Origin of the sequence: Pseudomonas sp. GD04015, from assembly GCF_029837675.1 — a bacterium.
Taxonomy (GTDB): domain Bacteria; phylum Pseudomonadota; class Gammaproteobacteria; order Pseudomonadales; family Pseudomonadaceae; genus Aquipseudomonas; species Aquipseudomonas paralcaligenes.
Map to the genome: position 1 here is coordinate 100,157 of NZ_JAOEEE010000015.1, position 10,962 is coordinate 111,118.

10 protein-coding genes are annotated in these 10,962 nt (G+C 66.9%); 7 read left to right on the forward strand and 3 right to left on the reverse strand.

Annotated elements, in window-relative coordinates; all coding sequences use genetic code 11:
- Positions 1-207: 207 nt before the first annotated feature.
- Positions 208-2,409: an ATP-binding protein gene (locus N7640_RS14725; RefSeq protein ID WP_279903940.1), complete on the forward strand. Its 2,202-nt coding sequence runs from the start codon at positions 208-210 to the stop codon at positions 2,407-2,409.
- A gap of 1 nt (position 2,410) precedes the next feature.
- Here N7640_RS14725 and N7640_RS14730 read toward each other — a convergent pair whose 3' ends face one another.
- Both N7640_RS14730 and N7640_RS14735 read right to left on the reverse strand, forming a co-directional pair.
- Positions 2,411-3,205 (reverse strand): AadA family aminoglycoside 3''-O-nucleotidyltransferase, encoded by a 795-nt coding sequence (locus N7640_RS14730; RefSeq protein WP_279903939.1) that lies wholly within the window; start codon positions 3,203-3,205, stop codon positions 2,411-2,413.
- 229 nt (positions 3,206-3,434) lie between these two features.
- Positions 3,435-3,722 carry a hypothetical protein gene (locus N7640_RS14735; protein WP_279903937.1) on the reverse strand — a complete coding sequence of 96 codons (288 nt, stop codon included), beginning with the start codon at positions 3,720-3,722 and terminating at the stop codon, positions 3,435-3,437.
- A gap of 256 nt (positions 3,723-3,978) precedes the next feature.
- On the opposite strand from N7640_RS14735, the gene N7640_RS14740 reads away from it, so the two are divergent.
- Both N7640_RS14740 and N7640_RS14745 read left to right on the forward strand, forming a co-directional pair.
- Complete coding sequence (locus tag N7640_RS14740; RefSeq protein ID WP_220814431.1) at positions 3,979-4,137, forward strand: KGG domain-containing protein; 159 nt, start codon at positions 3,979-3,981, stop codon at positions 4,135-4,137.
- A gap of 757 nt (positions 4,138-4,894) precedes the next feature.
- Positions 4,895-5,251, forward strand: coding sequence for a hypothetical protein (locus N7640_RS14745; protein WP_279903935.1), 357 nt, complete (start codon positions 4,895-4,897; stop codon positions 5,249-5,251).
- A 172-nt stretch (positions 5,252-5,423) separates the two neighbouring features.
- On the opposite strand, the gene N7640_RS14750 is transcribed toward N7640_RS14745, so the two are convergent.
- On the reverse strand, positions 5,424-6,620 hold the full coding sequence (locus N7640_RS14750; RefSeq protein ID WP_279903933.1) for a CaiB/BaiF CoA-transferase family protein: 1,197 nt from the start codon (positions 6,618-6,620) through the stop codon (positions 5,424-5,426).
- 251 nt (positions 6,621-6,871) lie between these two features.
- Here N7640_RS14750 and N7640_RS14755 point away from each other — a divergent pair, with 251 nt between their 5' ends.
- From N7640_RS14755 to N7640_RS14770, 4 genes are all read left to right on the forward strand, one after another.
- Positions 6,872-7,489 (forward strand): YjfI family protein, encoded by a 618-nt coding sequence (locus N7640_RS14755; protein WP_220814434.1) that lies wholly within the window; start codon positions 6,872-6,874, stop codon positions 7,487-7,489.
- Positions 7,490-7,499: 10 nt separating this feature from the next.
- The gene (locus tag N7640_RS14760; protein ID WP_220814435.1) at positions 7,500-8,195 is read left to right on the forward strand and encodes a PspA/IM30 family protein; all 696 of its coding nucleotides are present in this window, start codon (positions 7,500-7,502) and stop codon (positions 8,193-8,195) included.
- A gap of 64 nt (positions 8,196-8,259) precedes the next feature.
- Positions 8,260-8,901 (forward strand): OB-fold-containig protein, encoded by a 642-nt coding sequence (locus N7640_RS14765; RefSeq protein WP_220814436.1) that lies wholly within the window; start codon positions 8,260-8,262, stop codon positions 8,899-8,901.
- A gap of 27 nt (positions 8,902-8,928) precedes the next feature.
- Positions 8,929-10,962 (forward strand): flotillin family protein (locus N7640_RS14770; protein ID WP_279906205.1); only part of this gene is annotated, 2,034 nt, incomplete at its 3' end.

The window sequence follows — 10,962 nt, forward strand, 5'->3', positions numbered from 1 at the left end:
CGAACATTCGCCGTACCGCTTAACCGAGCAGTCAGTGCTTGCAGTGCTAGAGAGCCTGGCCGCTCGGGGATAGTTCGAAGAACTTTTGCCGGCCGCCCTGTTTCATGATCCGGTTCCGAAAACGGGCGATCCGCTGCCGCCGCGCTTCCATGTTGCGGCCACGAGCGGTACAACGAAGCAGGCTGCAATTGCACGGGAAGAAGACTGATGGCGGACTGGCTGCAGGGCGGTGAAGCGATGGCCGACCGTATCCGCGACCACGACTGGGCTTCCACGCCGCTGGGGCCTCGCGAGCACTGGCCCGACGTGCTGAAGACCACGGTCGCGCTCTGCCTCGGCTCGCACTTTCCCCAGGCCATCGTCTGGGGACGCGAGCTGATCACCCTGCACAACGACGCCTTCGCGCCGATCCTCGGCGGCAAGCCGCCGGCGCTGGGCCGGCCGTTCAGCGAGGTATGGAAGGAGGCCTGGAGCGACATCCGCCACATCGCGGAAAAGGCCCTGGCCGGCCAGGCCACCTTCATCGAGAACTTCCCCCTGTTGATCGAGCGTGGCGACAGCCGTGAGCTGGCCTACTTCACCTTCTGCTACAGCCCCATCCGTGACCACACCGGCGAGGTGGTCGGCATCCTCGACACGGTGGTTGAGACCACTGCCACAGTGGTCGCCCACCAGCGCGTGTGCTTCCTCGACGAGCTGAGCCGCGCCGTGGCGGACGCCACCAGCGCCGACATGATCATGGCGACCATCACCCGCATGCTCGGCGAGCACCTGCGAATCTCCAGCTGCGCCTACGCCGACATGGACGCCGACGCGGACGGCTTCACCGTGCGCGGCGACTGGGTGGCACCGGGCTCGTCGCACCTGGTGGGCCGCTACCGCCTGGTGGACTTCGGCCGCCTGGCGGTGAACAACCTGGGCCTGGGCCGGCCGCTGGTGATCAACAACAATCGTGAGGAGCTGGCGGAGGAAGAAGCCGCCACGTTCCAGGCGCTGGGCATCACCGCCACCCTGTGCATTCCTCTGGTCAAGGAGGGCCGCCTGACCGCGCTGATGGCGATCCATGACCGCATACCCCGGCTCTGGTCCGAGTACGAGCTGGCGCTGGTCAGCGAGGTCGCCGAGCGCTGCTGGGCGCACATCGAGCGGGTGCGCGCCGACGCCGAGCTGCGCACGGCGATGGCCGCCCTGGCGACCCTCAACGCCACCCTCGAGGAGCGCGTCGAGGAGCGTACCGCGCAACTGGTCGAGACCGAGGCGGCGCTGCGCCAGTCGCAGAAGCTCGAAGCCATCGGCCAGCTGACCGGCGGCGTGGCGCACGACTTCAACAACCTGCTGACCATCGTCCGTTCCTGCCTGCACTTCCTGCAGCGCGGCAACCTCTCCGAGGAGCGCCGTGGCCACTACCTGAAGACCGTGGCCGACACCGTGGAGCGGGGCGCCAAGCTGACCGCCCAGTTGCTCGCCTTCGCCCGGCGCCAGGCACTCAACCCCGAGGTGTTCGAGGCGGGCCAGCGCCTGCGCGCCATCGGCGACATTCTGGACACCGCCACCGGCGCCTGCGTGCAGGTGGCGCTGGAGCTGCCGGACGAACCCTGCCACGTCCGCGCGGACCTGAGCCAATTGGAGACGGCCTTCGTCAACCTCGCGATCAACGCCCGCGACGCCATGGACGGCGAGGGCCGGCTGGTGCTGCGCCTGGCCGCCAACCAGGCGCTGCCGCCCATCCGCGGTCACGCCGGGCAGGACGGGCCGTTCGCCGCCATCTCGGTGAGCGACACCGGCTCGGGCATCGACCCGGAGTTGATTGAACGGATCTTCGAGCCCTTCTTCACTACCAAGGCCGCCGGCCAGGGCACCGGCCTGGGCCTGTCCCAGGTTTTTGGCTTCGCCAAGCAGTCGGGTGGCGACGTGCAGGTGACCAGCGTGCAGGGCGAGGGCACCACCTTCACCCTGTTCCTACCGCAGGTGGCGCCGGAGCCGGACGAAGAGCAGGCCGCCGAAGGTGCCTTGCCCGGCGACGGCGGCCAGCGGCGGATTCTGGTGGTCGAGGACAACCTGGAGGTGGGTGCCTTCGCCGCGCAGATCCTCACCGACCTCGGCTACCGCAGCACCTGGGTGTCCTCCGCCGAGGAGGCCCTGGAACGGCTGGGGCCGACCGGGCAGGATTTCGATGCGGTGTTCTCCGACCTGATCATGCCCGGCATGGGCGGCATCGCCCTGGCCAGCGAAATCAGGCGCCGCCGCGCCGACCTACCGGTGATCCTCACCTCGGGCTACAGCCATGCCCTGGCGGACGGCGCGCACCAGGGCTTCGAGTTCCTGCCCAAGCCGTACTCCGTCGAGCAGGTGTCCCGCGCCTTGCACAGCGCATTGGGCGCCGTGGCGAAGGCGGACCGCGCCTCCTGACTCAGCGCCTCCGTGCGAGGCCGTCGATCTCGTTCCTGACCTGACGCACGAAGGCGGCGATCTCCCGTGGCTGGCGGGCCAGGTCGTCTGCGGCTTCGCCCAGATAGGCCGCGCGGGCGGTTGCCAACAGGGGGCGATGGGCCTCCCGCAGCCGCTGCAGTGCCCACGTGGCGGCCACATCCTTCGCCGCGATGCGGCCGGTGCACAGTGTGTACCAGATGCGCGCCAGGGCGAGCACCACGTTGCGCTCGTCGCCCTGCCAGTCCGCCTCGCCGTTCCACTGGGCAACGGTGTCGAGCAGCGCTCGTACCAGGTCGGTCTCGGGCACCGGCGCGAACAGCTCCGTGGCAGGCGGGCCGACCAGGGCGACGCCGTGCCGCCGAACCTTGGTCAGCAGGATCGCCAGGTCAGGGTCCGCAATCGGGGGCTCGATCGCGCCAGCCTCGATCCCTTCGCGCAGCCATTCGCCGAACTGCAGCTCGCGCCGCGCCGGGTAGCGCCAGGGGACAACCTCGCTGCGGACCACCACTGTCACCTCCAGCGCGCGCAGCGGGCCGTCGGGCACTGGCCAGGCCGACACCGCGAGCAGTCCGTGCATCAGCGCCCGGCGGGTCGCCTCGTTCAGCGGCGCCGAGACAGTCACCAGCAGGTCGATGTCGCTCAGCGGTCTGAGCCCACCGTCGACCGCCGAGCCGAACAGGTTCACGGCCAGCGGTGCCTGGCCGAGGTGGCGGGCGAGCACATCGAGTACCGCCGCGAGTTGCGTGGCGATTTCAGCCGGGGGCGAGGTGTTCATCCGCGAAGCGATCCTGGGCCGGTAGACGGCGCATCCTAGGGTCTGTACGAAAAGTCGTCGAGCGAAGGTCAGGCGAGGGCTAGGCGCCCCCACAAAAACAGGTGAGGAAGCGGACTGGGCTCGCATGCGAGTTTACGAGCTGTAAATGAGCATTCCGAACCCGTTTTAACGAAGCATCACCGAGTGCAGGCACTTTTCGTACAGAGCCTAGCGCGAGCCTCGCGGCGGATCACTCCAGCATGCCGGGGTCGGTCCGCCCGTCGCCGTGCTCGCCGCCTGGCGCCTGCGGGTCATGGCTGTCGCCGTGCTGGCCCTCGGGCACCTGGTCGCCGTCGAGGGTATCCGGCTGTTCTGCTGGGCTGGAGCGTCGATCATCGCTGCGCGGCTGCTCGTGGCGCTGGTGCTGGCCGGCGCTGCTGTCCGGGGCGGCCGGGTCCTGGTCGGTGTGCTTGTGGGCCTGTGCGGAGAGGGCGATCAGGGTGCCCAGCACGATGGCGGCATGGCGTAGCGTGTTCATGAAAGGTAGCTCCCGTTGCGGGTTGGCGTCCGGACCGGAACGGCCCGTCGTGGGCGGCCTCTGCCGATGCCCATATAGAGGTTCGTGGCGTGATGGCGCGCTGGAGTTCCACCTGTGCGACCTGCGAGCTTCGCCAGCCTACCGCTCGTCCGTCATTCGCCAGCGAAGCGTGGAAATAGACGGAACGCCTCGCGACGGCGGCCCCTCCACTGAAACGCATGGGGCAATGTCGCCCCGCCATGCAGGAGATACCGAAATGAGCAACAAGAACCCGGGTAACTTCGCCAATGACCGCCAGAAGGCCTCCGAGGCCGGCCGCAAGGGCGGCCAGAACACTGGCGGCGTCGCCAATGACCGCCAGAAGACGACCGAATCCGGCCGCAAGGGTGGTGAGAGCCGCGGCGGCCGCCAGTAGGCGAGTTCCGCGCAGGGGAGGCCCGTCACGGGCCTCCTCCGCCCGCCGAAAGCGGGAAAACCGTGACCGGAACGGGCCATGAACAGGACTTCTCCAGCATCAGCGCGAACGCGGCGCTGGTGATCCTCACGCTGATCATCACTGACGTTGGCAGTCTCGCTGCTCAAGCGTCGCGCGGAACGCTCCGCCTAGCCTCATCGACGGCTCGCTCACCCTCCTCGTCGAGGACAGCGTGCCGCTGACCTGGCGCCTCCAGCGGTATCGGTCACACGTCCCGCCACGGCAGCACATCGCTGCTGCTCGGCTGGGGGGCTGCTGCCTGGCAACCACCGGACCCGGTGGCACCATCTGCTCACCGGCCTGTACGACGCCAAGTTCGACCGGGTGCTGTCGCGCAGCATGCTGAAGGAGTGATGGGGGCTCAGCGTGGGTGCCGCAGGTACTGGCGCAGCGCCTGCTCCGCCTCGGTGGCGGCGCGCACCGGCAGCCGCAGGGCGCCGGTCTTTTCGTCGGTGTCCATGGGGAGTGCGCGTATAGCTCGACGGCCCACAGCGCCTGGTTGCCGGTATCGAGCAACTGTTGCACGTCGCTGACCTTTTGCCTGGCCATGCCTTTTCTCCAGCGGCTCCGGTGGGGTGGGCAACGAAAGAGAGCAGCATGGCCGGTCGGAATGCACATTCATCTGTCGTAGACTCGCCCCACCCGAGGCCGCCAAGGCCTCTTCTTTTTTCAGCTCGCGAGATGACGGGAGACAACCATGAGCCTGAAAGACCATGCCGAAGCGCTGGATTGCACCGTCTACCGCCCGGACGAGAACGACCCGGACGCCGAGGAACTGGAGCTGGGCGACGCCCGCATCCTCATCGAGGGTCCCTTCGAGGCGCCGGCCGAGTGGGATGCCGCCGAACGCGAGGACTACTTCGACGACAGCGATCCGGCCCTGTTCGTCACCGCGCGCATCGAGTGCGAAGCCAAGGCGGACAGCAGCGCCTGGTTCGTCGCCGAGCCGGGCGACTACGTGGCGGTAATTCGCGGCCTGCAGGTGGAGATGTACTACGTCTACGACCTGGCGGACCGCAGCTATGTGCTGATCCGCGACGACCAGCTGGACTGAGCACCTGTTCTGTGTGCCGAGAAGACGACTGTAGGAGCGGCCTTGGCCGCGAAGCTTTTACCGTGTCATCTCGGTTCGCGGCTGAAGTCGCTCCTACAACTGCATCTATCTTCTGTTCTCGCGAAATTATGAACAGGCTCCGGGAGCCTGCTCACGCTCTGCCGCGCGCCGGTTAAAGCGCTCCGGCGGCGCGCAGCGCGGCGATGGCTGCGGCGTCGTAACCCAGTTCTCCCAGCACCTGCTCGTTGTGCTCGCCCAGTTGCGGGCCGGTCCATTCCACGGTTCCCGGGGTGTCGGACAGCTTGGGCACGATGCCCGGCATCTTGAACGGCTTGCCGTCCGGCAGCTTGGCCGAGAGGAACATCTCGCGGGCGAGGAATTGCGGGTCGCGGAACATGTCCTCGGCGGAATAGATGCGGCTGGCCGGCACCTCGGCGCGTACCAGCACGGCCTCCACCTCGGCCAGCGGCAGGCTGGCGACCCAGCGGTCGATCACTCCGTAGAGTTCGTCGCGGCGGGCGTCGCGGCCGGCGTTGTCGGCCAGGTCCGGCGCGTCGGCCAGGTCGTCCCGGCCGATGGCGCGCATGAAGCGCTGGAAGATGGCGTCGCCGTTGGCACCGATCTGGATGTGCCTGCCGTCGGCGCAGGTGTGGATGCAGGAGGGGGTGATGCCGGGCATGATGTTGCCGGTCCTTTCTCGCACGAAGCCGAACACGTCGAACTCCGGCACCATGGACTCCATCATGGCGAACACCGCCTCGTAGAGCGCCACGTCCACCACCTGGCCCAGGCCGCCATTCACTTCCCGGTGGCGCAGCGCCATCAGCGCGCCGATCACGCCCCAGAGCGCGGCGATGGAGTCGCCGATGCTGATGCCGGTACGCACCGGCGGCCGGTCCTCGAAGCCGGTGATGTAGCGCAGCCCGCCCATGGATTCGCCTACCGCGCCGAAGCCCGGCTGGTCCTTCAGCGGCCCGCTCTGGCCGAAGCCGGACAGGCGCACCATCACCAGCTTCGGGTTCAGGGCATGCAGCACGTCCCAACCCAGGCCGAGCTTCTCCAGCACGCCGGGGCGGAAGTTCTCGATCAGGATGTCCGCGTCGGCCAGCAGCTTCTTCAATACCTCGCGGCCGGCCTCGTGCTTGAGGTTGAGGGTGATCGAGCGCTTGTTGCGGGCCTGCACGAACCACCACAGCGAGGTGCCTTCGTACAGCTTGCGCCACTTGCGCAGCGGGTCGCCGCCGTCCGGCGATTCCACCTTGATCACTTCGGCGCCGAACTCCGCGCAGATGCGCGAGGCGAAGGGGCCGGCGATCAGGGTGCCGAGTTCGACCACCTTCAGGCCGGCGAGGGGTTTGCTGGGGACCATCGTGACTCCTGTTATGCGACCTGGTCGGCGCTCCACTGGCTGTTGCCGGTGGAGTATCTGCGGTTAAATCGATGGGCGAAAGGATGCGTGTTTCCCTCCATCGTTTTCCCTCCCTTCTTCTCTCCGTGAGAATCCATTCCGCTGTCGGTAACGTCGTTCGTCAGACCGCCCGTGACCGAGCCATACGCACGTTTGAAAATATTACATGTGATCTGTTGATTCATTACATGTGAGCAATTAGTCTCTCGTCCATGGAAAGCAAATCTTCAGCCCATTACCAGCGTCTCTTTCGGCAACGCCTGCGCGAGCAGGGTCTGGTCAAGAAAGAGGTCTGGATACTGCCCGAGCACGCCCAGATGCTCGCGGCGTTCGAGCGGAAACTGCGCCAGCCCTTGTCGGGGCAGGCCTCTATGGAGAAGGAGGGAGGTGCCATGCCTCAGGTTTGGACTGCACAAGGTTTATTCGATGCGCTGTCCGTGACGGAGCTGTTCAAGGAAGGCCGGGCGGCCATCGAGCTGATCCAGGGCGCCGACGCCAGCCTGCACGTGACCATGCGCGAATACGGTGATCTGCCGTTGTTCATCGCGGTGTTCGGCGAGCAAATCATCGTCGAGGCGCTGCTCTGGCCGGCGGCGGACGTGCGCGACACGGCGGCCTTCAACGAGGAAGTGCTGCGCAGCCACAAGCTGTTCCCGCTGTCCTCCATCGGCCTGGAGACCCTGCCGGACGGCCAGGCCTGCTACACCATGTTCGGCGCGCTGAGCGCATCCTCGGTCCTGTCCAACGTGGTGCAGGAGATCGAGATGCTGGCGGACAACGTGATCAAGGCCACCGAAGCCTACGAAGACTTCCTCGCGGCCGAAGCCTAAGGAGATAGCCATGAACGTATGGAGCAAGCTGCTGACCGCCCTGCGCGGCGGCGCCAACGAAGTGGGTGAGGCCCTGGTGGACAGCCAGGCCCTGCGCATCCTCGACCAGGAAATCCGCGACGCCGACCTGGAGCTGCGCAAGTCCAAGGAAGCCTTGGCCGAGATCATGGCCAAGCAGAAGCTGGCCGCCGACCGTGCCGAAAAGAGCGCGGCCAAGGTCACTGAATACGAGCAGTACGCGCTCAAGGCCCTGGAGGCCGGCAACGAGTCGCTGGCCCAGGAAGTGGCGGTGAAGATCGCCAACCTGGAAGTCGAACTGGCCGGCGAGCGCGAGCAGGCCGACGGCTATGCCGCCAGCGTGGCGCAGCTGCGCAAGGCGGTGGCCCAGGCCGAGGCCAATATCAAGCGCCTCAAGCAGCAGGTGGATACCGTCAAGGCCACCGAGAGCGTACAGAAGGCGCAGATGGCCGTGGCCCAGCGCTACGGCGGCTCACAGGCCAAGCTGCACACCGCCGTCGAGTCGCTGGAGCGGATCAAGCAGCAGCAGGCCGAGCGTGCGGCGAAGATGGAAGCGACGGCCGAGCTGGCCGAGGCGGCCAACCTCGACGATTCGCTGGAGACCAAGCTGCGCGCGGCAGGCATCAAGGCCGACAACGCCAGCGCCGAGCATGTGCTGGCGCGTCTCAAGGACAAGGCCAAGTCCTGATCGGCTGTCTGGAGAGAGGCCGCGCGAAGCGACCTCTCTCGGTTAATTCGGGGAAAGGAAAGTTATGGAAATCTTCCTGCAGACGGTGTCCTCGTTTCCCACTGCGCTGTTCAGCTTTCTCCTGTGCGTGGCGATCATCTACTGGATGGTCGTGGCACTGGGACTGATCGAGGTCGACGTGCTGAACGTCGAGGTGGACTCCTTGATGGAAGGGACCGGCCAGGCCGAAGGGCTGGCCGGGCTACTGTACAAGCTCAAGCTGGGCGGGGTGCCGGTCACCCTGGTGCTGACCCTGCTGTTCTTTGCGGCCTGGACGCTCTGCTACTTCCTGGAACTCCTGCTGCTGCGCCACCTGCCGCTGGGCTTCCTGCGCTATCCGCTCGGCCTGGTGGCGGCTGCCGCGGCGCTGGTGCTCGCGGTGCCTTTCTGCGCCGCCATCTGCAGGCCCCTGCGCCCGCTGTTCGAGAAGGTCGAGGCGACCACCAGCAAGTCGGTGCTCGGCCAGGTGGCGGTCGTGCGCAGTGGCCGGGTCACCCTGAGCCACGGCGAGGCGGTGCTGGAAGACGGTGGGGCGGGCCTGATCCTGCGTGTGCGCGCGGAAGAGTCGCTCGGCTTCACGCGGGGAGACAGGGTGGTGCTGCTGGAGTATCTGCCAGCCGAGCATGCGTACCGTGTCATTACCGAGAATGAGTTTCGGGGCGTTTGATCCCCTAGCTAAGGAGATTGGAAAACAATGGAATACATCATCCCTGGCCTTATGTTCGCCGGGCTCTTCGTCCTCATCCTGTTGGCCCTGCTGGCCCTGTTCAAGGCCTTCTACATCAAGGTCCCGCAGGGCACGGCGCTGATCGTCAACGACATGTCCTCCACGCCCAAGGTGCATTTCACCGGCGCCCTGGTGTACCCGGTGATCTACCTCAAGGAGTTCATGCGCATCTCGCTGATCACCCTGGAAGTGGATCGCCGCGGCAAGGACGGCCTGATCTGCCGCGACAACATGCGCGCCGACATCACCGTGGCCTTCTACCTGCGCGTCAACGAGACCCAGGAAGACGTGCTCAAGGTGGCCAAGGCCATCGGCGTGGACCGTGCTTCCGATCGCGCGGCGGTCAACGAGCTGTTCAACGCCAAGTTCTCCGAGGCGCTGAAGACCGTCGGCAAGCAGTTCGACTTCGTCCAGCTGTTCGAGAACCGCCAGGACTTCCGCGACCGCATCGTCGAGATCATCGGCAACGACCTCAACGGCTACGTGCTGGAAGACGTCGCCATCGACTACCTGGAGCAGACCTCCAAGGCCTCCCTGGACCCGAGCAACATCCTCGACGCCGCCGGTATCCGCAAGATCACCGAGCTGACCGCGGCGCAGAACGTCGTCACCAACGAGCTGGAGCGCAACGAGGAGCTGGCGATCAAGAAGAAGAACGTCGAGACCCGCGAGGCGACCCTGGCCCTGGAGCGCCAGCAGGCCGATGCCGAGGCGCGCCAGAAGCGTGAAGTCGAGACCATCCGTGCCCGCGAGGAAGCCGAGACCATCAAGGTCAAGGAAGAGGAACGCCTCAAGGCCGAGCAGGCGCGCATCCAGTCGCAGCAGGAAATCGACGTGCGCGCCGAGAACCATCAGCGCGAGGTCGAGGTCGCCCAGCAGAACCGCCAGCGCGCCGTGGTCATCGAGGTGGAGAAGGTCACCCGCGCCAAGGATCTGGAAGTGGTGGCCCGCGAGCGCGAGGTCGAGCTGCAGCGCATCGAGGCCGAGAAGGCCCTGGAAGAGCAGCGCAAGAACATCGCCAACGTGATCCGCGAGCGCGTCGCCGTGGAGAAGACCGTGGCCCAGGAAGAGGAGCGCATCAAGGAGGTGCGCGAAGTCTCCGAGGCCGAGCGCGCCAAGCAGGTCATCGTGCTGCAGGCCCAGGCCGAAGCCGAGCAGGAGCTGGTGCGCCAGGTCAAGCAGGCCGAGGCCGACGAGACCCGTTCCAAGCACAAGGCGGTGGAAATCAACAACCTGGCCCAGGCCGAGCTGGAAGCCGCGGCCAAGCAGGCCGAGGCCAAGAAGCGCATGGCCGAAGGCATCGAGGCCGAGCGTGCCGCGCCCGGCCTGGCCGACGCCCGCGTGCTGGAGGTCACCGCCGCGGCCAAGGAGAAGGACGGTCTGGCCGACGCTCGCGTGCGGGCCGAGCAGCTGATCGCCGAAGCCAAGGGCGAGCAGGAGAAGGGCCTGGCCGAGGCGCGCGTACTGGAAGCCCAGGCCGCCGCCAAGGAGAAGGATGGTCTGGCCGAGGCCAAGGTGCTGGAAGAGAAACTGGGCGCCCAGGCGCGTGGCGAGCAGCAGCTCGGCGCCGCCAAGGCCCAGGCGACCAAGGACCTGGGTACGTCGGAAGCCGACGTGCTGCTGCAGCGCCTGAATGCGGAAGCGGAGGGCCTGAGCAAGAAGTTCGGCGCCCTGGACGCGCTCAGCGACAGCGCCCGCCAGCACGAGGAGTTCCGCATGCAGCTGGAGAAGAGCTTCGAGGAGGCCATGGCCGCCATCGCCGCCAACAAGGAAATCGCCAAGGACCAGGCCGAGGTGCTCGCCACCGCGCTGGGCAAGGCGAAGATCGAGATCGTCGGCGGCGAGGGCGACTTCTTCAATTCCTTCGCCAAGTCCCTCTCGGTGGGCAAGGCCATCGAGGGCGTGGTCGGCAAGAGCCCGGTGGTGCAGGACGTGCTCGCCCGCCTGCTGGCCGGCAAGGCGGCTCCTGCCGTGCCGGTCGCCGCGCCGACCCCGGGCTCC

Bases quoted from the DNA above. Each gene is read 5' to 3' on its own strand.
- N7640_RS14725 (WP_279903940.1), top strand. From the start codon at position 208: ATGGCGGACTGGCTGCAGGGCGGTGAAGCGATGGCCGACCGTATCCGC.
- N7640_RS14730 (WP_279903939.1), bottom strand. From the start codon at position 3,205: ATGAACACCTCGCCCCCGGCTGAAATCGCCACGCAACTCGCGGCGGTA.
- N7640_RS14735 (WP_279903937.1), bottom strand. From the start codon at position 3,722: ATGAACACGCTACGCCATGCCGCCATCGTGCTGGGCACCCTGATCGCC.
- N7640_RS14740 (WP_220814431.1), top strand. From the start codon at position 3,979: ATGAGCAACAAGAACCCGGGTAACTTCGCCAATGACCGCCAGAAGGCC.
- N7640_RS14745 (WP_279903935.1), top strand. From the start codon at position 4,895: ATGAGCCTGAAAGACCATGCCGAAGCGCTGGATTGCACCGTCTACCGC.
- N7640_RS14750 (WP_279903933.1), bottom strand. From the start codon at position 6,620: ATGGTCCCCAGCAAACCCCTCGCCGGCCTGAAGGTGGTCGAACTCGGC.
- N7640_RS14755 (WP_220814434.1), top strand. From the start codon at position 6,872: ATGGAAAGCAAATCTTCAGCCCATTACCAGCGTCTCTTTCGGCAACGC.
- N7640_RS14760 (WP_220814435.1), top strand. From the start codon at position 7,500: ATGAACGTATGGAGCAAGCTGCTGACCGCCCTGCGCGGCGGCGCCAAC.
- N7640_RS14765 (WP_220814436.1), top strand. From the start codon at position 8,260: ATGGAAATCTTCCTGCAGACGGTGTCCTCGTTTCCCACTGCGCTGTTC.